Raw genomic sequence first — 24,733 nt, 5'->3', positions numbered from 1 at the left:
CCACAACCCTTGTGGGTGTGGTCTCGATTGAACTATTTCGGCAGGTTATTCCTGCTCTGAGCGAGTTGCTCCAGGGTGTTATGTTCGCATTCTTTTTCAGCCATAAAGCTCTCTGATGACGTAACCAGAATGTTGTCATCACTCATGAATCGACGGCCCAGCAAGGCCGGATAGGAAAACCGTCCCCGGTCAGCCAGGGAAAATTCGGTTTCATGGGTGGAACCGGCAATACAGAACTCCATTCGCACTACATACCGCCTTTGGGACGGCGCACCCTTTCGTTTTATCCGGACAGTCCGGTCCACCGGGCGTTCAAACTCCAGGATGACGTCCTCAACCTCAGTACCGTTCTCGCCGGCTTCCTGGTCGCGGTGATCCGCAAGGGGCACCTGAAAGCTCACCCACTTCTCATCCCCTTTCTCGAAGGGCTCAATGTTAACCGCATGGAGCGAAGAGGTTTTTGCTCCGGTATCCAGCCGTGCCTTCAGGCGCAAGCCGGTGTCCTGAAGAACAATCCATTCCACAAAACCGAGGGATTCCGGTGGGCGCTCCTGGCTTTGCTTTTCCTCTGCCTGAATAGGTGCGGCTGCGGCCAGAATGGCTGCGAAGGTGAGTCCAACAGCTAACTTCATGAAACATCTCCGGCAAACGTGATCAGATCCGGGAAGAATGTCAGGAACCGGCGTTCCAGCTCCCGGTCGTTCTCTTTAATTTCTTCGATGATATCGAAAAACTGATGCTTGAAACGGATACGCTGGGCGACCCGGTTCAGTGCAAAGCCCACGCTATCCAGGTCTGCGTAAGATCCGAACCAGTCATTCTCCGCCATGTTTTGGGTAACCCGCTTCATTTTTTCGGGCATCAGGTGTTCGTAGTCCCGAAACTCCCGGTAAACAGTGTCGATAAAGGTACCAGAATCGACATTGCTGAATCGTTGCCAGTGTCTTAACAGGTAGTGATCATAAAGGATATCGAGTGCAACGCCTGCAAAGCGGCGCCGTTGCTGTGAAAACAGTCGTTTGCTGGCAAGTACTTCCGGGTGGCTGTCCGTGTATGTGTCGACAGCCCGATGATGGTACAGGCCGGCCCGGACGGTTGGCGGGAGTTCCCGGACTTGCAGTCCCCTGGCGAAATCCCCCATCACGCTGCCAATGCGGGCCTGGGGCGAGTCCGGTGCGAGGAAAAGATGGGCCAGATGATTCAAACAGCCTCCCGGGATAGCGAGTAAGCCCGTAATCCCGGGAGGCTTACCCGATCAGAAATTAAAGGTAACGCCGAGGCCAAGGCCATCAATAGTGACGTTGTCCTTGTCATAATAACGCATATATTCAAGGTTGCCGGACACTTGTGGCGCCATTTCAACGTTGACGCCAATGCCGTAGGAAAAATCGGAGTCATCATCGGTAACCGTGGTGAAAGGCCCCTCGGCTTCCAGCTCTACCCGGGTGAAACCAAATATAACATAGGGCGTTGCCGGTGATTCGTTGGCAAGGTTCAATGTGGCGTAACCCCCAAAGAAGTTATCCACGGAGTAATCGATGCCATTGACGCGATCGTCGTCAACGCCAAAGCCTGCCCTCGCCTCCACGCCGAAGTAGGGTGTCGCCAGCGCGCCCACCTTGGCGGACAGCGCGCCAACATCCGCATCGTCAGAGTCGTCCTCGAGATTAAAGAAGGTGTAGTTCAGGCCTGCGTACAAGCTCCCCATTCCTGACTTGTACATATCACTCGCAATGGCAGGGGCTGCTGCCAGGCTGCCTGCGAGAGTGGCAAATCCAAATACCAAAGAACGTGTGGTTTTCATTGTCTTCGATGCTCCTTCCTGGTTTTCACCGTCAGTTTTACGAAATTGCACTACACCAACGATTTAATCCAGCACAAGGATCCGGATTTACCCGATATTTACAGTGATTTAATTCCCCGTTCACGCGCGTGGCAAGGGCCGGAGTTGCCTTGCGAAAGCGGCAGGCCGCATGTATTCTGACGCCGTCTCTCTGTTCGGCCAACTTGAGCTTCCTTTGAGAAACCTGAACCCTGTAATCTTCATTGTTAGCGTCATGTTTGTACTTTTGAGTATTTTCATGACGTTACCGGTAATACTTCTATCAGGCTCTGAAGCGCCCAATGCCATGGCGTTTGCGGAATCTGCCGCTATTGTATGCAGTATCGGGGTTTTCGGGATTGTGGCCACCTACCGGAAACCGCGGGACCTTAAGCCCCGCTTCATGTTTGTCCTGACGGTTTCAAGCTGGCTCATTATTGCCCTGCTCTCTTCACTGCCGTTCTACCTGAGTGATAACGGTATCTCCATGACGGACGCCCTGTTCGAGGGGACTTCCGGCATTACCACCACCGGCGCAACGGTACTGACAGGCCTGGATACCATGGACCGGGATCTTCTGCTGTGGCGCTCCATCCTGCAATGGATCGGAGGCATCGGAATCATCGGCATGTTCGTTGCCGTACTGCCGTTCCTGCGGGTAGGCGGGATGCGCCTGTTTGCCACGGAATCCTCGGAGTGGACCGACAAGGCCCTGCCCCGCATGAAGACGCTGAGCCGCGGCCTGCTGCTTGTGTACGTGATATTTTCAGTGATCGCCGTGGTGACCTACTGGCTATCAGGCATGTCACTGTTCGATGCCTTTAACCATGGACTTACCAGCATAGCGACCGGTGGCTTCTCGACGTCGGATTCGTCCATGGGCAAATTCGACTCCGACCTGATTCTGCTCCAGGGCAGCCTGTTCATGATGATTGGCAGTATGCCGTTCTTCCTTTTTGTCCGGGAAATGCACGGACAGCACGGCGTGCTTTTCCGGGATCAGCAGGTACGACTGTTTGTCACCATCCTGCTGGTGATCCCGGCCTTGCTGACTCTATATCGCTGGCATGTCTCGGTCGGGGACTTCGACCCCATCCACGGCTATGTCGCCACGCTGTTCAACGTTACGTCTGTGGTAACCACCACCGGATACGCCTCCGAAGACTATTCCGCCTGGGGGCCCCTGGCGTTTGTGCTGTTCTTCTTCCTGATGTTTGTCGGCGGCTGTTCCGGGTCGACCGCTGGTGGCATGAAAATCTTCCGTTTCCAGCTGTCACTGATTGTGCTGCGGGAACAGCTCATGCGCTTGTTGCATCCACGTGCGGTACTGACCAGGAACTACAATGGCCGCGCCGTCAGTGATGAAATCATCTCATCAATGATTGCCTATACCTTCATTTTCCTGCTTTGCCTGCTTGTCATTACGGTGGCGCTGGCAGCGCTGCAACTGGACTTCATTACCAGCCTTTCCGGGGCTCTCACGGCCCTGACCAACGTTGGTCCCGGCCTGGGCGCAATCATTGGCCCGGCAGGGACGTTTGAGCCCCTGCCGGATGCAGCCAAATGGATACTGTCGGTGGGTATGCTGATGGGGCGCCTGGAAATCCTCAGCGTAGTGATTGTGCTATCACCCGCGTTCTGGCGCAGTTAAAAAGAGGCCCGGCGTATCGGGGGGAAATAACTGACGTTGTGATGGTGATTCTGCAACCAGGAGAGCAAGGCCGAAATTGTAACCCCGTCGTTCTCCACACCCTTGAAATCCACACCCAGACCCTGGTCCGATTTGCGAACCACCAGACCTCTTAACTTCAGGAATGAGTTTTCGTACTTGTCAGGAAAGCGGAACTCCAGTTCCAGGGTCTGGTTGAGTTGAACGTCCGTGTAGCTGGTCGCAATAAACAGGCCGCGCTCACTGGCATCACGAATCTGCCCCGTGGCCACCGGCATGTTGCGCTTGTAGAGCAGAAGCCCCAGTTTCCCGGTTATACGTTTGCTCAAACGGTACTCCATGAAACCTCCTCGAGCCGACAGGCAAAAGCCATGGGTAGGACAGTTATTCATGGAATGATATCCCGGATTTGTCAAATTATCTTTTGACGCTGATCAAAAATTGACCTTCTCTGACAGGAACCGGCCGATGTCCTGAATTTCCTCCAGGCAGACGCTGTGCTCCATCGGATACGTTTCATAACGGGGGTTGTAGCCCATGGCACGAAGCTTTTCGGTGCTTTTCTGCCCCAGGGATTCCGGTACAACGGGATCAAACGTGCCGTGATAGGTATTGATTGAAATATTCCGGTTCGCTTCTGACGGTTTGATGGTCTCAGCCGTGGCAAAGTAGGTCGATAGCGCCAGCAGCCCAGCCAGTGGCTTGGGATAGGTCAGGCCCACTTCGTACGCTACTGCCCCACCCTGTGAGAAACCGGCGATGACGATGTTTTCGCTGGGAATGCCGCGCTCAATCTCCCGGTCCACCATACGCGCAACCGCATCAGCGGAAGCCAGCAACTGCTCGGTGTCGATAACGCGATCGACATCCATGGCCTTGATGTCGTACCAGGCGGGCATGCTCATACCACCATTAACGGTGACCGGCATGACCGGTGCGTGGGGAAACAGAAAGCGCACGGCAGCGTTAGCGGGTAATCCCAGCTCCGGGACCACCGGTTCAAAGTCGTGGCCGCTTGCACCCAGTCCGTGCAGCCAGATAACGGCAGCGGTCGGGTTGGGATTGGTTTCCAGTTCGATATATTCAAGTTCCTGCACAAAATACCTCAATCGTCGGTGCCGGGTTCGGAAGCGTCGGGATCATTCGCCTGTAAGGCGGTGACCACCGGATTGGCATACATATCCAGCAAATAAGGACGGATGGCCTCGTCACAGCTTTCCAGTCGCCGCTCCATTTCAGCCTCGGCGGCTTCGAGTTCCGCGGGTGACCAGGTTTCTGCGGTCACCACGGAATCACTCACGGTATCCGGCGTGGTGTGCGCCTGCGGGTGGATACCCCGTTGCCGGTACGCGACCAGATTGGAAGCATGCAGGTGATAGTTGGCATGCATTTCCCGGTCAATGCGGGCGGAGAGATCCTTGGGGTTACCGGGAGCGTCGGCGATCGGCGTGCCAAAATGCACATGTACATGGCCCTTGAATCCCGTCAGGCCTTTCATGATCTGATCCGTGTCCTCGCCAGCGGTCTTGGTGTAGCTTCCGGTGCGGGCACGGGTTTCCAGCTCGCGGGCCTTGTCAGCGTCACAGGGATCGTACTCATAAGCGATAGAGACCGGAACGATATGAAGCCTGTTCATGGCTTCAGCGAAATCCAGTCCGCTCTTTTTCTTGCTCATGTAGAACATTTTGATGATAGCCGGATCCGTAAAATCCAGGCCATCCTTCGCACGGCCTTCCCGTTGGGCAATCCAGATGCTGTGGTTGGTATCAATGCTGTGATTGATAAAGCTGGACAGCGTGATGTAGGCGTCCCGCATTTCGCGGGGGCTGGTGATGTTCCGGCGTACCACGAAGCTCTTGTTCAGGCGCATCATCTCGGCGAATACCCGGTTTGCAAGCAGGTTGTCACCAATCGCAATGCGGGTCGTATTAAAGCCGTTGGCGAACAACAGGTAATTCACCACCATGGGATCAAACACGATGTCCCGATGGTTGGATATAAACAGGTGCGCGGAATGCTTGTTGAGATTTTCAAGGCCGCTCTGGGTCACCCGGGTGGTGGTGTGGTCCACCAGATCCCCTGCGTACTCCGACACCTTGGCCTGAAGGTCGTCGACCCGATCCAGGTGACCAAAGTTCTTCACCAGCCAGCGTCTGATCCAGATGCGCACTACCCCTGGTGCCCAGCGCGCCAGTGTGGGGGATTTGAAGCGGGCGATCATGTCCAGAAATTCCGGATCATTCACCAGGCGCTTGATAGCGGCACCGGTTTCGTCGTCCGAATAGGGACGGATGGCATCAAATTCCTGCATGGAGTTCCTGTTGTTTTCAGAGTCAGTCATTGGCGGTGATGACGATAAAAATCGCGGTATTGTAGCGTTAATCAAGGTGTTTTGCCTCTACTGTGCCCGCGAATCTGGTATGATTTCGACCCTTGAACAACATGACACCGACCATTCCCGCATCCTGGCACCGGCAATCCATGGACTTTGATCAGCTGAGCACAGAACGCCCGACCCTCTCCCGGAAAGACCCCGAACAGGTCCTGCATGAGGTTTTTGGTTACGAAACCTTCCGCCCCCTGCAGGGGGACATCATCCACGAAGTGGTCAATGGCGGGGACGCCCTGGTCCTGATGCCGACCGGCGGGGGTAAATCCCTGTGCTATCAGGTGCCGGCACTGGTACGCCCCGGTACCGCCGTGGTCATCTCTCCGCTGATAGCGTTGATGCAGGACCAGGTGGCAGCCCTGAACGAACTGGGTGTGCGTGCCGCGTTTCTGAATTCAACGATGGATTTCGCCCAGGCCAGGGATACTGAAAACGCGCTGATGACCGGTGAACTGGATCTGCTTTATTGCGCACCGGAGCGTTTGATACAGCCACGGACCATCGATCTTCTCCACAACGCGTCGATTTCCCTGTTTGCCATCGACGAAGCCCACTGCGTATCCCAGTGGGGGCATGACTTCCGCTCCGATTACCTGGAACTGAGCCTGCTGGCGGAGCAGTTCCCGGGGATTCCCCGAATTGCACTGACCGCGACGGCGGATGAACGGACCCGAAAGGAAATCGCAGAACGTCTGTCACTGACCCATGCCCGTCACTTCGTGAGTGGCTTCGATCGCCCGAATATTCAGTATCGAATTTCACCAAAAACAAATGCAAACAAGCAGTTGCTGGACTTTATTAAAGCTGAACATGATGGCGATTGTGGCATCGTCTATTGCCTGTCCCGCAACAAGGTGGATGCCACCGCGCGCATGCTGGCGGATAAGGGGTACACCGCTCTCCCCTACCACGCCGGGTTAAGCGGTCCGGAACGCGCCCGTAATCAGGAACGGTTTCTGCGGGAGGATGGGGTCATTGTCGTCGCCACCATCGCGTTTGGCATGGGGATCGATAAGCCGGACGTGCGCTTTGTTGCCCACCTTGATCTCCCCAAGAGCCTGGAAGCTTACTACCAGGAGACCGGGCGTGCCGGACGTGACGGCAAACCCTCTACCGCCTGGATGGTCTACGGCCTGCAGGATGTCATCAAGCTTCGGCAGATGCTGGAAGCGTCGATGGGGAACGACCATTTCAAACGGGTCGAGCGACAAAAACTCGATGCCATGCTCGGGCTGTGTGAAGTCACCAGCTGCCGTCGGCAGGTTCTGCTGCGGTATTTTGGAGACGTGCTTGAACAACCCTGCGGGAACTGCGATACCTGCCTGAACCCGCCGGATACCTGGGACGGCACCGTAGCGGTTCAGAAAGCATTGTCCTGCGTGTTCAGGACGGGCCAGCGTTATGGCGTCACCTACCTGATCGACGTGCTGAGGGGGTCCGAAAACGAGCGTATCCGCCAGTTTGGCCATGACAAGGTCTCGACCTATGGCATTGGCACGGAACTATCCGTCAGTGAATGGAAATCGGTGTTTCGGCAGCTGGTTGCCAATGGCTATCTCCGGGCTGATCCGGAAGGCTACGGCTCTCTCCAGCTCACGGAACAATGCCGCCCTCTTCTGAAAGGCAAAGAGCCGATTCAGTTGCGTAAGGATCCCGCACCGGTCAAGTCATCCGGTCGCGCCAGCTCGGGCAGCGCTCGCGCAAAAATAAGCGATCAGATTACCGACCAGGCTGGATGGGATGCATTAAGAGCCTGCCGCAAGACGCTGGCAGAACAGCAGGGCGTCCCGCCTTATGTGATATTCCATGACACCACTCTGTTCGACATGCTGGAGCGGCGACCCGCAAGCCTCTCCGAGCTGGCCGAAGTCAACGGTGTGGGGGCCGCCAAGCTGGAGAAATACGGCGAGATCTTCCTGCAGACCCTGAGTGAGCTCAGCCAAGGCTGACCGCCCCGCTGTTCTCATACAGTTTCGCGTAAGATTCTTTTACAGTTTTTTAGAATCAAGTACAGCCTTGCCAGTCGGTTTTGCTCTAAACTGGTTGCGAACCTACTTTCCCGCAACACGGACGCACGGAGAGAGACTGAATGGCAAGCGGCACCCAACAGCCTCCAGCAAGGAGATTTCAGCCACTGAGGCTTGTACTCGGGGTGCTTCTGATTGCCCTCACCTTGACCACCCAGAGCCTGGCAGAGATTCGCAATGCCGCCTACCAGCCCCCGATGGAAAGGGAGTACAAACTCTGGTACCGGAACTACGATAACCCGGCGATTCGCGAACTGCTGGAGCTGGCTCTTAATAAAACCCCGGAGTACGGTGATTTCCGGATCACCCGCAGCGAAGAAATGGGCCAGGGCCGGGTGTTGAGAGAGTTGTCCCGCGCCCGCACCAGCCTGATAGACATTGCCAACGTTGCCAGCAGCAGTCAGCGGGAATCGGAACTCCTGGCGATTCCCATCCCGATTGACGGCGGCCTGCTGGGGTTCCGGGTTTGCGTGGTACTGCCCCACTCCCTGCCGTTGTTTGAAGGGGTCAATTCGATTGACGATCTGAAGGAGCGGGGCATTCGTATCGGTCAGGGGATGCACTGGCCGGACACTGACATCCTTGAGGCGAACGACATTTCGGTGGTCACCCACACCCGCTACGAAATCCTCTTTCGGATGTTGCGTAATGACCGGTTTGACTGTTTTGCCCGTGGGGTCAGCGAAGTCATGTTTGACCTGGAAATCGAGGACGATCCGAATCTGGTCATTGAGCCCTCGCTGATGCTCGCCTATCCCATGCCTTCATATTTCTTTACTGCACCGCACGACTATCTGACGGCTCACCGCGTTCAACTGGGTATGGAGCGGGCTATTCTGGATGGCAGCTTTGCCCGGTACCTGGCGGATTACTATAGCAAGCCGATTGAAAAGCTGGCGCTGGATCGCCGCAAGGTGATTGTGCTCAGGAATCCCTTCCTGAGCGAGGAATCACGAATGGTGGGGCGTCACACCCTGGACAACCTCCACCGTCGCCTTAAAGTTCTGAGCCGTTAGACCCGGAACCGGGACACGTTCTGGCTCAGTGTATTGCCAATGGATTCGATCTGGCCGCTGTATACATCGTTTTCACTGGCGGCGGTGGCGGCCTCCTGTCCCTGGTCCGCAATGCGGGTGATAGAAGAATTCAGCTCTTCGGTCACCGACGTCTGCTCTTCCGAGGCCGTGGCGATCTGCGACGTCATCTGGCTGATCGACGTAATCGCCTCGGCGATCCGGTTCAGCGCTTCCATCGCGTCCTGGGCTTTTTCCATGCTGACATTGGAAACCGCGGTGGATGCTTTCATGACATCAACGGCGTTGTTGGCGCCTTTCTGCAGCCGCTCGATCATGTTGTTAATTTCTTCCGTGCTGTCCTGGGTCCGGCTGGCGAGGTTCCGGACCTCATCCGCCACCACGGCGAATCCCCGTCCTGCGTCACCCGCACGCGCAGCCTCAATGGCGGCATTCAGGGCAAGCAGGTTGGTTTGCTCGGCAATACCCTGAATGACTTCCAGCACCGAGGTGATATCGCTGACATCCCGCCCCAGGGTGTCGATCACCTCAGCGGCAGAGGCAATTTCCCGCGACAACTTCTGCACCGCGTCCCGGGAAGCCTCAACCGTTTCCAGTGAGGCACGGCTGTCGCTATCCGCCGTGTTGGCGGCGTCAGCGGTCTGCTGGGCAGACTGGGCAATTTCACCGGCCGCGGCAGACATTTCATTGATCGCCGTTGCCACCATGTCGATCTCACCCTGCTGACTTTCCACGCTGCTGCGACTGGTGCTGGCCGTCTGGCGCAGGGATGTCACGTTGTTCTTGAGCTCACTGGTGCCCTTCTGGACATCACGGACCACATTCTGAATGTTGCCGACAAAACTGTTAAAGCTGCGGGCCAGAAGACCAAACTCATCCTTTGCGCTGTCATCCAGTCTTTGGGTCAGGTCGGCATCACCGCTGGCGATGTCCTCCATGGCCCGGTTCAGCCGGTGAACTGGCGCCATCAACACGCGAACGCCGAAGTGCAGCACCAGCAATGAAATCACCAGGCCAGCCAGTGCGATGATAATACCTGTCACCCGGGCTGCTGCCACAGGCTCATGGATCATGTCTTCGTTTACGAAAGTCCCGAGGTACCAGTCAACGCCCCGCGCACCGCTGATGGCGTGAAAGCTGGCGCTCCAGTTCTCGTCGTTCACTTCATAATTGTGTTCGTTGCCGTCCAGGTTCGGGGACTGGCCGATCAGGTTTTTGATGCTCTCACCGATCAGTTCCTCGTTTGGATGGAACAGCACCGTGCCGTCGGCGCTGATCAGCGAGGCGTATCCGGTACCCGCAAGCGTGACCTCGGAAAGAGTTTCTTCTACGGTCTTAAGAGCGATATCACCGCCGACAACCCCCCGGTAGCTACCGGATTTAACCGGCGCCAGCGTAGTAATAATCGTATTGCCGGTAATCACATCCCTGTACGGCTCGGTGAATGAAGCGCGGCCCAGGTCCATTGCAATCTGGTACCAGGGGCGGGTTCTGGGGTCAAAGTCGGACGGCAGGCCGGCGCTGTCCTTCTCGGTTTTCATCAGCATGTAACCGTCTTGGCGGCCGACATAGACATCCTTGAAACCACCACCTGTGGTTGTGGATTGCAGTAGCACCCTTGCCTGCCGGTCGGTGCGCACGTCTTCCATGGACTTGGCGACAGCCTCTGTCATAGTCAGCCGGGTGTTGAGCCAATCGGCGATACTTGACGTACTTTGCGCCACTGCATCGTCAATCAAGGCGTCCACATAGGTTTCGGTGGTGTCCTGCAGCCGGACGTTTCCGGACCAGGTGAAAACGACCATCACCAGAATGAGCAGGACGCCGAAAGCGGCGAGCAGTTTTTGACCAAACGTCAGTTGCACGGATAAATCTCCAAAGGAAGTGGCTGAGGCGTTATTCAGGGGTTCTTAAGTCTTTCGGCGGGAAATGCGAAGTCTTTAATGCCTTCTGATAAAATCACTTGAATAGCTTGGTTTATTGTAAGCAGAGCTTGAGCTAAATTCCTTTAATAAATGTAACGGGAGCCTCCCTGTATGGCCCACGAAGAGCTGCACCTTAACCTCCGCAATCTCACCCTGGATGATTACGAAGAGCTCCAGCAGCTGATGGATCGGATTTACGATGATATCGGCGGGGCCTGGCCAAGGGAGACCATCAAGGCGCTGGTGGAGCAATTCCCCGACGGGCAGATCTGCATTGAGGATTCCGGGGAGCTGATCGCAGTGGCGCTCACGGTGTGCGTAAAGTATGAGCGTTTCAGTAACCCCCACACCTACGACGACCTCATCCTCCGGAACGAAAAGATCTGGCACAACCCGAAGGGCGATTCCCTGTATGGCCTGGATGTGTTTATTCATCCGGATTACCGCGGTTACCGGCTCGGCCGGCGTCTATACGAAGCCCGCAAGGAACTTTGCAGGTCCATGAACCTGCGCGCCATTCTGGCTGGCGGCCGGATTCCCAGTTACTACAAGTACGCCGATCAGTACTCCCCTGAGGAATACATTCAGCGGGTGGACCGCAAGGAAATCTTCGATCCGATCCTCACCTTCCAGCTCTCCAATGATTTCCAGGTTACCCGGCTGATGCACAAATACCTGCCGGAAGACGAAAAGTCCCTGGGATACGCCACCCTGCTGGAATGGCGGAACATTCTTTATACGCCTCCTTCGGCGGTACTGAACGTCAAGAAAACCCAGGTTCGCCTGGGCGCCGTGCAATGGCAGATGCGTGAGTTCACTTCCGTTGAAGAAGTGCTCAAGCAGGTGGAGTACTTCGTTGACGCGTTGTCTGATTACAAAAGTGATATCGCGCTGTTTCCCGAGTTCTTCAACGCGCCATTGATGGGGCTGACGGATCAGATGGACCAGACCAGGGCGATCCGGTTCCTGGCCGGATTTACCGAGCAGTTCCGCAATGAAATGTCCGAAATGGCGGTGAGTTACAACATCAACATCGTGACCGGCTCCATGCCGCTGCTGGAGAATGACCGGGTTTATAACGTGTCCTACCTGTGCCATCGGGACGGACGGGTTGATGAGCAACGGAAAATCCACATTACACCCCACGAACGCCGTGACTGGGTCATTGAAGGTGGGAACCAGTTCGAGGTATTTGATACCGACGCTGGTCGTGTCGCCATCATGATCTGTTATGACATCGAATTCCCGGAGCTGGGACGCATCGCCGCCAGTCAGGATGTCGATATCATCTGCGTGCCCTTCTGGACCGATACCAAGAATGGCTATCTGAGGGTTCGCCATTGTGCCCAGGCGCGAGCCATTGAGAACGAATGCTACGTTGTCATCACCGGCAGCGTTGGCAACCTGCCCAAGGTGGAGAACCTGGACGTCCAATATGCCCAGTCATCCGTATTCTCACCCTCTGACTTTGCGTTTCCCCACGATGCGGTAATGGCGGAAACCACGCCAAACACGGAAATGATCATGTTTTCCGATATGGACCTGGAGAAGCTCAAACTGGTTCGCAATGAGGGCTCGGTCACCAACCTCAAGGACCGGCGTACAGATATGTATGACATTAAAACCCGTTGATTTGGCCCGGATAGACTCCTCAGGCAGTTGATGAACTGCCTGAGAGGGTTATCGTATAACGCTGACGCCGTTGCCAAATCTGTCAAGTGTGGCTATTGTTTAATCATTCAACTACGGTTTATTTATACCGGATGCGGTCCGGACCCGGAAAATCCGAGAGCTTTTTCATGAACGAAGCGCTACCAGATCTGATTGCTCGCTTTCGCATCAAGCGCGGCCTGTTTCGCAAGGAAACGGTTGAAGCATCGATATTCGAGCTTGATAACTACGGTTGTGTGATGAAAACCGACAAGGTGTTTAACCCGGGCGATACCGTCATCCTGGACCTGATCATGGACATGCCGTTCGAGAACATCGAGGCGGAAGGCATATCAGGGCTCGTCACAGAACGCAGAAAACACTGCAGCAACTTCTTCTATGCCATTGATTTCATAGAACTTGACGGCACCAACTCTTCCCCGGTAGCCGACAAGCTCCGGCGCATTCGGGATGTGGTCATTAAAAAGCAGTCCCTGAAATCACGACGTTCCTCCGGGCCAGCTTCAGGTTTACAGCAAACGGCCTGACCAAGCACGACCTCACTTCGTTCAAACCGTAAGGAGACAGCCTTCATGGCCAAAAAAGCCAACAAACCAAGCGTGGATAAAATTGTCAAAAAGGTGAACAAGGAATTCGATAAAACGTCTTCCCAGATTGAAAGCCTGATCAATGATGCTCTCAAGCAGTTTGATAGCCTTCAGAATCAGATTCAGGATCCGGTACGCAAGTTACTGAAAGAAGTGGATGAACTTCGCGATCGGGAAATGAAGCGTTTCAATGAGGAATTCGAACGTAGACTGAAGGAATTCCATGATTTGCAGAACAGCATCCTTGATCGCCTGGGTATTGCCAGCAAGGAAGTCAGCGAGGAAGTAAAGAAAACCGCTGATACGGCATCCGCTAAGGTTAGCGCGGCCAAACCTAAAAAGGCAGCTGCAAAGCCGGCCGCCAAGAGTCCAGCCAAGAAAGCCCCCGCGAAATCGGCGACCAAGGCCAAGACCAAAACTCCTGCAAAGAAGGCTCCAGCCAAAAAGGCACCTGCCAAAAAGGCGGCCAAGCCAGCAGACAAAAACGATCTGACGCGCGTCAAAGGCGTAGGCCCGGCGACAGCCAAGAAAATGCAGGATGCGGGTATTACCTCCATCGAGCAGATCGCCACGCCCTCCGATGCAGATAAGGAAAAGCTGCAGGCCTTCTCAACAATGAAAGGGTTCGCAACGCTGTCTGACGAAGCCAAGAAAGTTCTCTGATGCGAACGCCTGAGCAGCCTGTATTACGGGATATTGTCCTGATTGGCGGCGGGCACAGTCACGTTGGGGTTCTTAAGCGGTTCGCCATGAATCCTGTACCGGGTGTCCGGTTGACGCTGATTTGCCGCGACACCCATACCCCCTACTCCGGCATGCTGCCGGGGTACGTGGCTGGGCATTATTCCTACGACGACGTCCACATCGACCTGAGCCGGCTGGCTGAATATGCCGGCGCCCGCTTCTATCGCGACGAAGCCATTGGCCTCGACAGGGATCGGAAGCGGGTCATCTGTAAAACCCGTCCAGACGTGCCCTACGATCTCCTGTCCATCAATATCGGCTCATCTCCCCGGGTTGAAGATGTGTCGGGTGCTGCCGAACATGCGGTACCCGTTAAACCGATTAACGGTTTCAACAGCCGCTGGCTGGCGCTGCTGTCACGCCTGGAGAACCATCGGGGACCGATGACCGTTGCGGTGGTCGGTGCCGGCGCCGGTGGCGTGGAGCTGACGCTGGCCATGCAGTTCCGCCTGCGGAACGAACTGAAACAGCGCGGGCTTGATCCTAATCAGCTGCACTTCCATCTGTTTGATGCAGAGAGCCAGATACTGCCGACCCATAACGCCAGGGTGCGCGCGGTATTCGCCGAAAAACTCAGCAGCCGCGGGGTGAAGGTCCATCTGGGAACCGCTGTCTCCGAGGTGGAAGCCGGACGACTTCAAACCGCGAATGGCGATACGTTCGACGTTGACGAAGTGTTGTGGGTCACCCGCGCCGGAGGTCCTGCCTGGCTGAAAGACACCGGCCTGGCGCTTGACGACGGCGGTTTCATACGGGTCAGGGATACCCTGCAAACGGAAACCGACGACGCCATCCTCGCCGCCGGTGATATCGCCAATGTGGTCAATCATCCCCGGGAAAAGGCGGGCGTGTTTGCTGTCCGTCAGGGCCCTCCCCTGGCGGACAATCTCAAACGTCTGGCTACGGGCAAGTCCGCGAAGGATTTTCATCCCCAGAAGAAATGGCTGGCGCTGATCAGCACCGGTGACAAGTTTGCCGTCGCCTCCCGGGGCGACCTGTCGTTCGCGGGTTCCTGGGTGTGGCGCTGGAAGGACTGGATCGACCGGCGTTTCATGGACAAGTTCAGTGATCTGCCGCCCATGGAAGACACTGGCAAGTTACCGGATACAGCCGCCGCACAGAGCGCTGAGGAAGCCTCCCAGGCCATTTCCGCTGTCGCCATGCGCTGCGGGGGTTGTGGCGCCAAGGTTGGCAGCACGGTGCTGTCACGGGCCCTTGGTGAGCTGAAGCCCATCGAGCGGGATGACATCATTATTGGCCTGCACGCGCCCGACGATGCGGCCGTGCTCAGGGTGCCACCGGGAAAGGCCGTGGTTCACACCGTCGACTTCTTCCGCGCATTCATTGATGACCCGTACATCTTTGGTCAGGTTGCGGCGAACCACAGCCTTGGTGATGTCTTCGCCATGGGCGCCGAAGCGCAGAGCGCCACCGCCGTTGCAACCGTGCCCTATGGCATTGAGTCCAAGGTTGAAGATGTGGTGTACCAGATGATGTCCGGTGCCGTTGAAGTGTTAAACGATGCCGGCTGCGCCCTGGTGGGCGGCCACACCGGTGAAGGCCGGGAGCTGGCCCTGGGGTTTGCTGTCAACGGCCTGATCGACCCGGACGAAGTCATGAGTAAAGGCGGTCTCAAGGCCGGGGATGCGCTGATCCTCACCAAGCCCATTGGTACCGGAACCCTGTTTGCCGCCCATGCGAAACTCGCCGCGAAAGGACGCTGGATCGATTCGGCGCTGGCCTCCATGGTCCAGTCCAACAAGAGTGCGGCCCAGTGTTTGCGGAAGTACGGGGCCAAAGCCTGTACAGACGTAACCGGTTTTGGCCTGCTTGGCCACCTGGTGGAGATGACGCGGCCCTCGGGTGTCGATGCGGAACTGGACCTGTCCGCCATTCCGGTGTTGCCCGGCGCCGAGGAAACGGCCGCGGCCGGTATCCTGAGTTCATTGCAACCGGCCAACATCCGCCTGCGCCGGGGTATTCGTGATCAGGACAAATGGGTAAAGCACCCGCGTTATCCGCTGATCTTTGATCCCCAGACCGCCGGAGGGCTACTCGCCAGCGTGCCGGCGGACGTAGCCGACGACTGCGTGCGGGAACTCAAGGCTATGGGTTATCCCCATACCGCGATCATTGGCAGGGTGACTCCCCAGGACGAAAGCGGTCCCATAGAACCGATCAGTCTTCGGGACTGATCCTCTGCCTGCTGTTGGCGATGGCCTGCTCTATCGCCAACAGCAGGGACGTCTGTTCCGCTTCCGGAACGAAACCACCCGCCAGAGCTTCCACGTGATTGTGCAATTGCGACAGGTAGTCCGGTGACGTCTCCGCCCGTGACATCAGCTGCGCCAGGTGCTGTTCGTCCTTTACCCGAAAATAGCCAGGATAGTCGTTCCCCAGCAGTCCCCGGTTTCCGGGAATATCCGAAGCCAGTATGGGCAAACCCGCCCGGCACGCTTCCGAGACCACGTTGGCGCCGCCTTCCATCACCGAACTGATGACCATCAGCCGCGACCGGGCCATCAGGGCATCTGTTGCGGGCTTGTCTAGCTCACCCAGCCACTGAAAACGGGGGTTCCCGGCCTGCTCGGCCTCCGCCATGCGTTGCCAGCCGTCGGTGTGGGGTTTACCGGCATTGAAAACCCGTATCCGGGAGTTTTCTGGCAGGTAATGGCAAGCCAGCGCCGCCCTAAGAGGATCCTTCTCGTCCCGCAAATGGCCAACCACGCAGATATCAAAGTGGCCATCATCAGCTTCGGCCGGTGCGATCAGCCCAGCAGACTGCAACACCGTGACCAGTTTCGACCGGAAAACGTCCGGGATGTCGTCGGCCACTTGATGGTGCAGACCAATGAGCGCGTCCGCCAGTGCCATCGACTGCCGGGTGTCCTGTGGAAATACGTGTTGATGGTGATAGATATCGGTGCCGGTCAGCACAGTGATTACTGGCACTTCTGGATGGTCCCGGCAAAACTCGCGGATGGCTTGATGACTGCGCCAGGCATGGAGTGCAATGAACACATCACAGGGTTCCGGGGATAATTCTGTGACCACAGACACCCGATGACCTGCCTTCTGCAATAATCTTGACCAACGCTCCGCCGTAGCCCGGTTGCCGGCCCGTGAACCTGGTGGTGCAGGTGTCAGAATCTGGATGTGCATTGTTCGGCCTTCTGCCTGATCATATTCTTGTTGGCGTTCCTGATCCGCGAGCGCTGACCCGATTTAGTCGCTCAATCGTATTGCAGTTCATGCCGGAGGTAAATCAGGGTATCCTGAACATCCGTGCAGTAACGCACTGAAATTTCCACTGTTATAGAAGGAATCACTCCATGGCCATGAGCTTTATACGGAAATTCATGCTTTCCAGCCTGTTAGCCCTTGCCTCATTCACGGTTTCAGCCCAGACATTCGTGTTCACCGCCATTCCGGACGAGGACGAAACCAAGCTGAAAGAGCGTTTTCAGGGCATAGCGGATTACCTGCAGGAAGAGCTGGATGTTGAAGTCCGATACATTCCGGTCAAATCCTACGCTGCCGCGATTTCCGCATTCCGCAACAACCAGGTGCAGCTGGCCTGGTTTGGTGGTCTGTCCGGCGTTCAGGCCCGGGCACTGGTGCCGGGATCCCAGGCGCTGGCCCAGGGCGTTGAAGATGAAGCCTTCTATAACTATTTCATCGCCCACAAGAGCACCGGCCTGGAAAAGTCCGACACCCTGCCGGAAGAGGTGCGCGGTAAGACTTTCACCTTTGGCTCGAAGGGGTCCACCTCCGGCCGCCTGATTCCGGAATACCATATTCGCCGGATCTTTAACGAAGCCCCCGAGGACGTGTTCTCCAGGGTTGGCTTCAGTGGCAACCACACCCGCACCCTGCGCCTGGTGGAAGCCGGTACCTACGATGTTGGCGCCATCAACTATGCCGTTTGGGAAAAGGAACTGGAGAACGGCAATATCAACACCGACGAAGTGAAAGTCATCTGGGAAACTCCGACCTACCCGAACTATCAGTGGACCATCCGCGGTGATGTGGACAACCGCTACGGCGAGGGTTTCACTGACAAGGTCCGGCAGGCCCTGCTGGATATGGATGATCCTGCATTGCTGGAAAGTTTCCCCCGCTCAGGGTTCATCCCGACGGCCAATGAAAACTACGAGCCCATCCGCTCAGTGGCGGAGCAGATTGGAATTCTGGATTAATGTCAGGATTTCAGCTCTCCGGACTGACGGCCTCCTTCGATGGCGAGCGGGTTATTGGCCCGCTCAGCCTGGATGTTAAGGAAGGCGAACGAGTGGCGCTGGTCGGAAAGAGCGGTGCCGGTAAATCAACGCTGATCAAGTTGATTCACGATCGGGTCGACGGCCATGCTTCCCTGGTGCCGCAGGATCTTGGCCTGGTGAATGCGTTGCCGGTCTTCCACAATGTGTTTATGGGGCAACTGGATGCCCATCCGGCATGGTACAACACCCTGACCCTGGTCCGGCCCTTCCGCAAGGACCGTGATGCCATCAGGGTGCTACTGCGTGAACTCTCCATGGCGGACAAGTTCTGGACGCCAGCCGCGTCCCTTTCCGGCGGGCAGCGCCAGCGGGTTGCCATCGCACGCGCGATATACCGAAACGCCGACCTCCTGCTCTCGGACGAGCCAATATCGGCCCTTGATGGCCCCATGGCTCACCTGGTCATGAAAGCTTTGAATCAGCGGTTTGCGACCAGCGTAACCGCCCTTCATGATGTGGAGATGGCGCTGACCTACGCCACGCGAATTGTCGGCATCCAGGATGGCCAGATTGCGCTGGATGAACCCAGCCAACGATTATCCGCGGCTGATATCATGCCGCTGTACTGACGGGCGACAGCAACCGTATGTATCTCTCTCCCACCCTGAGAATCAGCCTGCTCTTTCTGGCGATCGCCATCGCCGGGCTGTTCTTTGCGGACATCGCCATCACCACCGCCAACCCCTGGCAGGATCTCGGGCGATTTTTCCTCGGGGTGGCCACACCCGATTTTTTCAGCACTGAAGGACTGGCTACAGCATTGCTGCGAACCGTGGCATTCGCTTTTGTGGGCGTTGCACTGGGCAGCGCGTGCGGCTTCCTGCTGTCGCTTATTTACCGGTTTTCTCCGGTGCGAATCTTCTGCGCCTTTATCCGCGCGATTCACGAACTTTTCTGGGCGTTGATCTTTCTGCAGTTTTTCGGCTTTCACCCGCTGACGGGGGTGTTGGCCATCGCCATTCCGTACGCGGGCATATTCGCCAAGGTCTATTCCGAAATTCTCGAGGAATCGGACCCCGGCCCTGCACGTCTGCTGCCGCCCGGCACGGGCGTTATCTCCACGTTCCTGTATACCCGCATACCGGATTGCTGGGTACAGCTTCGCACCTATACCGCCTACCGCCTGGAATGCGGGTTGCGCTCCAGCGCGATCCTGGGGTTTGTCGGGCTGCCCACCCTCGGGTTCTACCTGGAGACTTCCTTTTCCCAGGGGTTCTATTCCGAAGCCGGGGCCATGCTGATTCTGTTCTATGTCCTGATTGCGACCATTCCCCTGTGGGTGAAACCAAAACTGCTGCCGATCTATATCCTTGGTGCCCCCTTCTTCCTCGGTGACGGCATGCCCATCATCTGGGGCAACGTGGAGCGTTTCTTTACCGAGGACATTGTTCCGGCGCCGCTGAGAGACGGCGAGGGGCTGGCCGGGCTGGGTTCCTGGTTTGGTGATCTGATGCTTAACGAGGCTATGCCGGGAATATGGAACACTCTGGTGCTGACCCAGATTGCTCTGGTGGCCACCGGGATTCTCACCCTGCTGGCGTTTCCGCTGATCTCCAACCACTTTGGCGGCCCGGTCAGGCGCACCTCCGGCCATGTGCTGCTGGTGATTGCACGCTCCACCCCCGAGTACATTCTTGCCTACATTCTGCTCCAACTCTGGGGGCCGTCCATGCTGCCTGCCGTGGTGGCGCTGGCGCTGCATAACGGCGGCATCATTGGTCACCTGATCGGGCGGCAGACCAACACCATAACGCTCCGCCCAGACGCTCCCACCGGCTATCGTCGGTATAGCTGGGAGCTTGTGCCACGCGTGTACCGGTCTTTCCTGGCTTTCCTGTTCTATCGCTGGGAAATCATCATGCGGGAAACCGCCATACTCGGGATACTGGGTATCTACACCCTGGGGTTCTACGTGGACAGCGCAATCCAGCAAATCCGCTTTGATCGCGCCATCGTGCTGATCCTGATCACCGCCCTGCTGAATATCGGTATCGATATCCTTGGGCGTTACATACGCCGCAAACTTGCCCTGCAGACCATGCCGACCTGCTGATGTTGCAGTGTTGGGAAAAAGGTATGACCGGTGAATTCAGGCAGAGCCCTGGGCCGCGGCACGCGCGCCGGACGGTTCCAGTTGCCAGTCGGTGCCCAGATCCATGGCTTGTGATGAATCGGGCGAGTCGAGGGGAACTCCGGCAATAACAGGCTTGCTGAAACTGCCATCATCAAGGTGGCGCATGGACTCAACGTCCACCGAACGTACCAGGTAAGATTGGCCATCAAGCTGCACCCGCGCCCGGTGCGTCAGCCCAAAGATAAAACGGCAGTAGTCCAGCTTGAGCTGGAGCAAATCCTGTTCGGCTTTGCGGATTTTGCGGAGGAGAACTTTCTGAACGCTGTCGCTGTAATCCATCACATCTTTCCTGGCCAACTTGTTATTCCAATTATTCTACACAATCCTGACACCCTGTCATGGCCCTAGTTTCCTTCGGCCTGAAATACCAGTTTCACCGGCATATCATCGAACACCCTGTTGCCCTGTTTCAGATCAATACGCCACAACATGTCGGGATCGGTGGTGCAGAACGGCGCGGTGAAAGTAGCGCGCCAGACACCAATGCCTGCTTCCGTTTCCGCCCGCGTTAATGGCACCGGGTATTCGCCCAGGTACATGGATTCCCCCTTCAGCACCGCCAGGAAGCGGTCCGGATTGGAGCTGGTGTGAAGGCGCAGATGGTATTCCTGACCCTGGGTGCCTACTTTACCCTTTTCCAGTTCCGCCACCCAGAGCGTCCCCATCATCTTCCATTCACATGGGCCCATGTGAAGATCGCAAACCGGCGTTTCTGAAGCCTGCTCTTCCCCGGACATCAGCCATCCTGGCCCAAAAACAGCGGCTGCTATCAGCCCCGTCATTAGTACAACAACCGCAATCGCTCGTAACAATTCCATTTCCTCCAAGCAAAAGGTGGCATTATGGTCATTCACAACAGGAACGCAAAGGTTTCTAAACCACTGCCCATCGTGAGAAAATACTGCGCTTTGATTCACCACCCACAGGATACGCCAGTGCAGCCGGACATTTCCGTAAAGCACCTGAACAAAGTATACGCCGATGGATTTCAGGCCCTGAAGGATATCAACCTGGACATCACCCCGGGTGAAATCTTCGCCCTGCTCGGTCCCAATGGTGCGGGTAAAACCACATTGATCAGCATCATTTGCGGTATCGTGAACCTCTCCAGCGGCGAAGTGAAAGCCGCGGGCCACGACATCGTGCGGGACTATCGCAAGGCCCGGGAAAGCATCGGCCTGGTCCCCCAGGAACTGAACACCGACGCGTTCGAAACGGTCTGGGACGCGGTTTCATTCAGCCGTGGTCTGTTTGGTAAGGCGCCAAAGCCGGCGCATATCGAAAAGGTCCTTAAGGATTTATCGCTCTGGGATAAACGGAATAACCGCATCATGTCTCTCTCCGGTGGCATGAAACGCCGGGTGATGATCGCCAAGGCGTTGTCCCATGAACCCAGGATTCTGTTCCTCGACGAGCCCACCGCCGGGGTGGATGTGGAGCTGCGCCGGGATATGTGGGAGATGGTTCGCCATCTCCGGGAAGACGGCGTCACCATTATTCTGACCACCCACTACATCGAAGAAGCCGAAGAGATGGCAGACCGCATCGGCGTCATCCGTGAGGGGGAAATCATCCTGGTCGAAGAAAAGGACCGGCTGATGAGCAAGCTCGGCAAAAAGGAACTGCGCCTGCAGCTTCAGTCACCATTGGAGACGGTACCGGGCGAACTGGTGCTGGAGCCGGTTGAGCTATCCGATGATGGTTACGAGCTGATCTACACCTTCGACTCCCAGCAGGAACAGGCCGGTGTTGCACGCCTGCTTCGCACTCTGGGGGATATTGGCATCGAATACCGGGACCTGAAGACCCGGGAAAGTTCGCTGGAAGAGATCTTCGTCGGCCTGGTTCACGATTAGTGGCGCCGACACACTGGAGCAACCCATGAATTTATATGGTATCCGAGCAATTTATAACTTCGAGATGGCCCGTATGCGCCGCACCCTGATGCAAAGCGTGGCGTCGCCGGTGATCTCGACATCGCTGTACTTCGTGGTCTTCGGATCCGCCATTGGCAGCCGCATGGGCGATATCGATAACATCAGCTATGGCGCCTACATTATCCCGGGCCTGGTGATGCTTTCGTTGTTGATGCAGAGCATCTCCAATGCCTCTTTCGGGATCTATATGCCCAAGTTTTCGGGCACCATCTACGAAGTGCTTTCGGCGCCGGTTTCCTATGTGGAGGTCGTGCTGGGTTATGTGGGCGCCGCGACCACGAAGTCGGTGATCCTCGGCCTGATCATACTGGCCACCGCCAAACTGTTCGTGGATTACGACGTGCTGCACCCGTTCTGGATGTTTTTCTTCCTGGTGCTCACGTCCGTCACCTTCAGCCTGTTTGGCTTCATCATCGGCATCTGGGCCGATGGCTTTGAGAAACTTCAGATTATCCCGATGATGATCGTAACGCCTCTGGTGTTCCTGGGCGGCACTTTCTATTCCATCGAGATGTTGCCGGAGATCTGGCAAACCATCAGCCTGTTCAACCCGGTGGTGTACCTGATCAGTGGTTTTCGCTGGGCCTTCTACGGGGTATCCGATGTTCATGTCGGCATCAGCGCCGGCATGATTCTGGTGTTCCTGACTGCCTGTATGGTGGCGATATGGTGGATATTCAAAACCGGTTACCGGCTGCGGTCGTGACAGGACTTTCAGCAGGAGCCGGCCGTTACGCCGGGGTTACATGCCTGCTGATTGGGTGCCTGTTCGTGCTGGGGGGCATGGCCAGGGAAGCCATCGCGGAGGAGCGGTTGCCATCACGTCAGGCATGCCTGATCTCTGACAAGGGAGTCATCCCGATTACTGTGGAGATGGCAATCACTGACTCCCAGCGCAGGAAAGGGCTGATGGGGCGGGAATCACTCCCTGCGAACAGCGGCATGCTGTTTGTCTATGACGAACCCAGAAAACCGGACCACGGGTTCTGGATGTACAAAACCCTGATCCCCCTGGACATCGCCTATCTGGATAAGACCGGAACCATCAAGGCCATCAAGCACATGGCCCCCTGCAGATCCCGCACAAGTTCAGGTTGCCCGGTGTACCGCGCGGGGGTCAGCTTTTCCGCTGTGTTGGAAATGAACCGTTCCTTTTTCCGGAACCACGGTATTTCGGTAGGTCACCATTTCTCAACCAGCGAGTCCATCTGCAAACATTGAGATTTCGAAGGCCAGCCCGGGATTTGTGGCCCGGGCCAGCCAAAGGCAAGGTGGTTATTTCTTCTTGCCTCCCTTGTTTCCGTTACCACCTTTGCTGTCATCATCTGTCTTGCATGACTTCGGTTTGTGAAGCTGGATGTTTCCGCCCTGGCTCAGTGTTCCACTGGCGGAGTAGCCAGAGTCACAACTGATGCCAAAGGTATCGGATCGTCCCGGTTCACCATTGTCTGCAACGGTTACCGTGCAGAAGGTAGCGCCGCCGTCATCGGCAACGTAATCCAGCTCGCGGGTTGTGGCATCGACAATACGATAGTCGAGCACTGAACTGCCCCGTATGTGATGGCCCGGTGCAACCAGGTTAAAACGGCCTTTCATGTTGCCATTGGGGAACACGCCACCGTTCATGCCGAAGTTCACACGCTGCCCGTAGTCATCGAAGAAAAAGCCACCGCCGGTGACAAAATCCGCTGCAGGCGGGCACTCACCGTCCGGCCCACTACCACAGATCAGTCCCGCCTCGGCCCGGGAAACTTCGACTTCAGCTACTGGCGTACCCAGAGCGCCGAGAACCTCCACGCGGAGCGCAGTTACGGTGATGCTCTTGTCGGTTTCGACCTGTTCATTGATCGTCACTTTGATCAGCCCGCCAATATCCAGGGTCTGATTTGGCTTTCCGCTCACCTCGATGGGCATGCCATTGATCGTCAGCCCGACGATGTCAGAGTACCCCGAAAGAACCGGAGAGCCGTTGGTACACTGTGCCGAAGCGACAGCCTGAAGGACCGTGGCGCTGATGCTCAGATCAACGCCCAGGGACGTCAGATCAAGTCCGAGTCCCGCAGTAATGGCCATGGAATCGGTGCGGTGGCCGGAGCCCACCGTTGTCGCGTGCAGAACGCTGGCCCGAACCAGTCCCTGATCTACGTTTAGCAGGGACTCATCCTTGCTGCCCCCATGACTATCGAGCTGTCCCGTGTCAGAGAGCACGATGTTCTCTTTGAGGAGCAGGAGGTTAAGGGACAAATCCAGCGCGGTCGCGCTGCCGATATAGGACGGCATCACTGACGTGTCAGATCCACCACCATTCTTCCCATTATTTGACTTGGGTGCGGCGACAGCCAGAGCCGAAGCAAAACACATTGCCACGGCCACAACGATCGCTACACCCCCTTGCCTGAGTGTTGCAGTATCCAAGGTCATATCACTCTCCTTGTTAGTTTTTATAGTGTGGCTACTGTCCTGGTTTCCCAAACCACATTATGAGTATTAGTGCTAACAAGGAGTGCGAGAAAG

General features: G+C 56.5%; 24 protein-coding genes. 13 read left to right on the top strand and 11 right to left on the bottom strand.

All coding sequences use genetic code 11. The features are described 5' to 3' along the window. Window positions 1-32 precede the first annotated feature (32 nt). Genes ACQUWM_RS03525 through ACQUWM_RS03515 form a run of 3 tightly spaced genes read right to left on the bottom strand, consistent with a single transcriptional unit; the run spans window position 33 to window position 1,804 of the window. Window positions 33-632: an ATP-dependent zinc protease family protein gene (locus ACQUWM_RS03525; protein ID WP_428921188.1), complete on the bottom strand. Its 600-nt coding sequence runs from the start codon at window positions 630-632 to the stop codon at window positions 33-35. Beyond that, window positions 629-1,204 carry an ACP phosphodiesterase gene (locus ACQUWM_RS03520; RefSeq protein ID WP_428921187.1) on the bottom strand — a complete coding sequence of 192 codons (576 nt, stop codon included), beginning with the start codon at window positions 1,202-1,204 and terminating at the stop codon, window positions 629-631. Before ACQUWM_RS03520 ends, ACQUWM_RS03525 begins: the two co-directional genes overlap by 4 nt. Window positions 1,205-1,255: 51 nt before the next feature. Further along, the gene (locus tag ACQUWM_RS03515) at window positions 1,256-1,804 is read right to left on the bottom strand and encodes a porin family protein (RefSeq protein ID WP_407000551.1); all 549 of its coding nucleotides are present in this window, start codon (window positions 1,802-1,804) and stop codon (window positions 1,256-1,258) included. 253 nt (window positions 1,805-2,057) lie between these two features. On the opposite strand from ACQUWM_RS03515, the gene ACQUWM_RS03510 reads away from it, so the two are divergent. Beyond that, window positions 2,058-3,473: a TrkH family potassium uptake protein gene (locus ACQUWM_RS03510; RefSeq protein WP_407000550.1), complete on the top strand. Its 1,416-nt coding sequence runs from the start codon at window positions 2,058-2,060 to the stop codon at window positions 3,471-3,473. Here the strand turns inward: ACQUWM_RS03510 and ACQUWM_RS03505 are convergent. The 3 genes from ACQUWM_RS03505 to ACQUWM_RS03495 form a co-directional block, all read right to left on the bottom strand. After that, window positions 3,470-3,820 carry a PilZ domain-containing protein gene (locus ACQUWM_RS03505; RefSeq protein ID WP_428921186.1) on the bottom strand — a complete coding sequence of 117 codons (351 nt, stop codon included), beginning with the start codon at window positions 3,818-3,820 and terminating at the stop codon, window positions 3,470-3,472. The two genes, ACQUWM_RS03510 and ACQUWM_RS03505, sit on opposite strands and share 4 nt — an antisense overlap. Before the next feature lie 105 nt (window positions 3,821-3,925). Continuing rightward, entirely contained in the window at window positions 3,926-4,588 is a 663-nt protein-coding gene (locus tag ACQUWM_RS03500; protein ID WP_407000548.1) for an alpha/beta hydrolase, read from the bottom strand. Between the two features lie 8 nt (window positions 4,589-4,596). Next, window positions 4,597-5,802 (bottom strand): 1-acyl-sn-glycerol-3-phosphate acyltransferase, encoded by a 1,206-nt coding sequence (locus ACQUWM_RS03495; protein WP_407000547.1) that lies wholly within the window; start codon window positions 5,800-5,802, stop codon window positions 4,597-4,599. Between the two features lie 170 nt (window positions 5,803-5,972). Between ACQUWM_RS03495 and recQ the strand changes: the two genes are divergently transcribed. Together recQ and ACQUWM_RS03485 are read left to right on the top strand one after the other, a co-directional pair. Then, complete coding sequence (gene recQ, locus ACQUWM_RS03490) at window positions 5,973-7,829, top strand: DNA helicase RecQ (protein WP_428921423.1); 1,857 nt, start codon at window positions 5,973-5,975, stop codon at window positions 7,827-7,829. Between the two features lie 140 nt (window positions 7,830-7,969). Then, window positions 7,970-8,923 carry a hypothetical protein gene (locus ACQUWM_RS03485; RefSeq protein ID WP_428921185.1) on the top strand — a complete coding sequence of 318 codons (954 nt, stop codon included), beginning with the start codon at window positions 7,970-7,972 and terminating at the stop codon, window positions 8,921-8,923. Here ACQUWM_RS03485 and ACQUWM_RS03480 read toward each other — a convergent pair. Further along, entirely contained in the window at window positions 8,920-10,806 is a 1,887-nt protein-coding gene (locus ACQUWM_RS03480; protein WP_428921184.1) for a methyl-accepting chemotaxis protein, read from the bottom strand. The genes ACQUWM_RS03485 and ACQUWM_RS03480 overlap by 4 nt on opposite strands. Before the next feature lie 171 nt (window positions 10,807-10,977). On the opposite strand from ACQUWM_RS03480, the gene ACQUWM_RS03475 reads away from it, so the two are divergent. The 4 genes from ACQUWM_RS03475 to selD all read left to right on the top strand — a co-directional run bounded on the left by ACQUWM_RS03475 (window position 10,978) and on the right by selD (window position 16,063). Continuing rightward, window positions 10,978-12,498 (top strand): GNAT family N-acetyltransferase, encoded by a 1,521-nt coding sequence (locus tag ACQUWM_RS03475; RefSeq protein ID WP_407000544.1) that lies wholly within the window; start codon window positions 10,978-10,980, stop codon window positions 12,496-12,498. A gap of 167 nt (window positions 12,499-12,665) precedes the next feature. Next, on the top strand, window positions 12,666-13,064 hold the full coding sequence (locus ACQUWM_RS03470) for a hypothetical protein (protein WP_407000543.1): 399 nt from the start codon (window positions 12,666-12,668) through the stop codon (window positions 13,062-13,064). A 45-nt stretch (window positions 13,065-13,109) separates the two neighbouring features. Continuing rightward, complete coding sequence (locus tag ACQUWM_RS03465) at window positions 13,110-13,787, top strand: helix-hairpin-helix domain-containing protein (protein WP_428921183.1); 678 nt, start codon at window positions 13,110-13,112, stop codon at window positions 13,785-13,787. After that, entirely contained in the window at window positions 13,787-16,063 is a 2,277-nt protein-coding gene (selD, locus tag ACQUWM_RS03460) for a selenide, water dikinase SelD (protein ID WP_428921182.1), read from the top strand. Before ACQUWM_RS03465 ends, selD begins: the two co-directional genes overlap by 1 nt. Here the strand turns inward: selD and senB are convergent. After that, entirely contained in the window at window positions 16,047-17,030 is a 984-nt protein-coding gene (gene senB, locus ACQUWM_RS03455; RefSeq protein ID WP_428921181.1) for a selenoneine biosynthesis selenosugar synthase SenB, read from the bottom strand. The two genes, selD and senB, sit on opposite strands and share 17 nt — an antisense overlap. Before the next feature lie 170 nt (window positions 17,031-17,200). On the opposite strand from senB, the gene ACQUWM_RS03450 reads away from it, so the two are divergent. Genes ACQUWM_RS03450 through ACQUWM_RS03440 form a run of 3 tightly spaced genes read left to right on the top strand, consistent with a single transcriptional unit; the run spans window position 17,201 to window position 20,201 of the window. Continuing rightward, entirely contained in the window at window positions 17,201-18,067 is an 867-nt protein-coding gene (locus ACQUWM_RS03450) for a putative selenate ABC transporter substrate-binding protein (RefSeq protein WP_407000539.1), read from the top strand. After that, the gene (locus ACQUWM_RS03445; protein ID WP_407000538.1) at window positions 18,067-18,717 is read left to right on the top strand and encodes an ATP-binding cassette domain-containing protein; all 651 of its coding nucleotides are present in this window, start codon (window positions 18,067-18,069) and stop codon (window positions 18,715-18,717) included. Before ACQUWM_RS03450 ends, ACQUWM_RS03445 begins: the two co-directional genes overlap by 1 nt. A 17-nt stretch (window positions 18,718-18,734) precedes the next feature. Then, window positions 18,735-20,201: a PhnE/PtxC family ABC transporter permease gene (locus ACQUWM_RS03440; RefSeq protein ID WP_407000537.1), complete on the top strand. Its 1,467-nt coding sequence runs from the start codon at window positions 18,735-18,737 to the stop codon at window positions 20,199-20,201. 36 nt (window positions 20,202-20,237) lie between these two features. On the opposite strand, the gene ACQUWM_RS03435 is transcribed toward ACQUWM_RS03440, so the two are convergent. Next, on the bottom strand, window positions 20,238-20,561 hold the full coding sequence (locus ACQUWM_RS03435; RefSeq protein ID WP_428921180.1) for a hypothetical protein: 324 nt from the start codon (window positions 20,559-20,561) through the stop codon (window positions 20,238-20,240). A gap of 65 nt (window positions 20,562-20,626) precedes the next feature. Next, entirely contained in the window at window positions 20,627-21,019 is a 393-nt protein-coding gene (locus ACQUWM_RS03430) for a hypothetical protein (RefSeq protein ID WP_407000535.1), read from the bottom strand. A gap of 198 nt (window positions 21,020-21,217) precedes the next feature. Here ACQUWM_RS03430 and ACQUWM_RS03425 point away from each other — a divergent pair, with 198 nt between their 5' ends. From ACQUWM_RS03425 to ACQUWM_RS03415, 3 genes are read left to right on the top strand one after another with little or no spacing between them, the layout of a single operon-like run. Further along, on the top strand, window positions 21,218-22,138 hold the full coding sequence (locus ACQUWM_RS03425; RefSeq protein WP_407000534.1) for an ABC transporter ATP-binding protein: 921 nt from the start codon (window positions 21,218-21,220) through the stop codon (window positions 22,136-22,138). A 25-nt stretch (window positions 22,139-22,163) separates the two neighbouring features. After that, entirely contained in the window at window positions 22,164-22,925 is a 762-nt protein-coding gene (locus ACQUWM_RS03420; RefSeq protein ID WP_428921179.1) for an ABC transporter permease, read from the top strand. Next, on the top strand, window positions 22,886-23,440 hold the full coding sequence (locus ACQUWM_RS03415) for a DUF192 domain-containing protein (protein WP_428921178.1): 555 nt from the start codon (window positions 22,886-22,888) through the stop codon (window positions 23,438-23,440). Before ACQUWM_RS03420 ends, ACQUWM_RS03415 begins: the two co-directional genes overlap by 40 nt. A 54-nt stretch (window positions 23,441-23,494) precedes the next feature. On the opposite strand, the gene ACQUWM_RS03410 is transcribed toward ACQUWM_RS03415, so the two are convergent. Further along, complete coding sequence (locus ACQUWM_RS03410) at window positions 23,495-24,640, bottom strand: choice-of-anchor P family protein (protein WP_428921177.1); 1,146 nt, start codon at window positions 24,638-24,640, stop codon at window positions 23,495-23,497. Between the last annotated feature and the right edge of the window lie 93 nt (window positions 24,641-24,733).

The sequence above is a fragment of the Marinobacter sp. DUT-3 genome (assembly GCF_050379435.1).
Lineage (GTDB): Bacteria > Pseudomonadota > Gammaproteobacteria > Pseudomonadales > Oleiphilaceae > Marinobacter.
The sequence above is the reverse complement of the archived record's forward strand: the minus strand, read 5'-3'. Positions and strand labels throughout refer to the sequence as shown.

What these genes read in the sequence shown, in the direction of transcription:
- ACQUWM_RS03465 (WP_428921183.1), top strand. Translation starts at nt 13,110, where the DNA reads ATGGCCAAAAAAGCCAACAAACCAAGCGTGGATAAAATTGTCAAAAAG.
- ACQUWM_RS03515 (WP_407000551.1), bottom strand. Translation starts at nt 1,804, where the DNA reads ATGAAAACCACACGTTCTTTGGTATTTGGATTTGCCACTCTCGCAGGC.
- selD (WP_428921182.1), top strand. Translation starts at nt 13,787, where the DNA reads ATGCGAACGCCTGAGCAGCCTGTATTACGGGATATTGTCCTGATTGGC.
- ACQUWM_RS03510 (WP_407000550.1), top strand. Translation starts at nt 2,058, where the DNA reads ATGTTTGTACTTTTGAGTATTTTCATGACGTTACCGGTAATACTTCTA.
- ACQUWM_RS03485 (WP_428921185.1), top strand. Translation starts at nt 7,970, where the DNA reads ATGGCAAGCGGCACCCAACAGCCTCCAGCAAGGAGATTTCAGCCACTG.
- ACQUWM_RS03475 (WP_407000544.1), top strand. Translation starts at nt 10,978, where the DNA reads ATGGCCCACGAAGAGCTGCACCTTAACCTCCGCAATCTCACCCTGGAT.
- ACQUWM_RS03440 (WP_407000537.1), top strand. Translation starts at nt 18,735, where the DNA reads ATGTATCTCTCTCCCACCCTGAGAATCAGCCTGCTCTTTCTGGCGATC.
- ACQUWM_RS03495 (WP_407000547.1), bottom strand. Translation starts at nt 5,802, where the DNA reads ATGCAGGAATTTGATGCCATCCGTCCCTATTCGGACGACGAAACCGGT.
- ACQUWM_RS03450 (WP_407000539.1), top strand. Translation starts at nt 17,201, where the DNA reads ATGGCCATGAGCTTTATACGGAAATTCATGCTTTCCAGCCTGTTAGCC.
- ACQUWM_RS03415 (WP_428921178.1), top strand. Translation starts at nt 22,886, where the DNA reads ATGGTGGATATTCAAAACCGGTTACCGGCTGCGGTCGTGACAGGACTT.
- senB (WP_428921181.1), bottom strand. Translation starts at nt 17,030, where the DNA reads ATGCACATCCAGATTCTGACACCTGCACCACCAGGTTCACGGGCCGGC.
- ACQUWM_RS03470 (WP_407000543.1), top strand. Translation starts at nt 12,666, where the DNA reads ATGAACGAAGCGCTACCAGATCTGATTGCTCGCTTTCGCATCAAGCGC.
- recQ (WP_428921423.1), top strand. Translation starts at nt 5,973, where the DNA reads ATGGACTTTGATCAGCTGAGCACAGAACGCCCGACCCTCTCCCGGAAA.
- ACQUWM_RS03445 (WP_407000538.1), top strand. Translation starts at nt 18,067, where the DNA reads ATGTCAGGATTTCAGCTCTCCGGACTGACGGCCTCCTTCGATGGCGAG.
- ACQUWM_RS03430 (WP_407000535.1), bottom strand. Translation starts at nt 21,019, where the DNA reads ATGTCCGGGGAAGAGCAGGCTTCAGAAACGCCGGTTTGCGATCTTCAC.
- ACQUWM_RS03525 (WP_428921188.1), bottom strand. Translation starts at nt 632, where the DNA reads ATGAAGTTAGCTGTTGGACTCACCTTCGCAGCCATTCTGGCCGCAGCC.
- ACQUWM_RS03435 (WP_428921180.1), bottom strand. Translation starts at nt 20,561, where the DNA reads ATGGATTACAGCGACAGCGTTCAGAAAGTTCTCCTCCGCAAAATCCGC.
- ACQUWM_RS03410 (WP_428921177.1), bottom strand. Translation starts at nt 24,640, where the DNA reads ATGACCTTGGATACTGCAACACTCAGGCAAGGGGGTGTAGCGATCGTT.
- ACQUWM_RS03420 (WP_428921179.1), top strand. Translation starts at nt 22,164, where the DNA reads ATGAATTTATATGGTATCCGAGCAATTTATAACTTCGAGATGGCCCGT.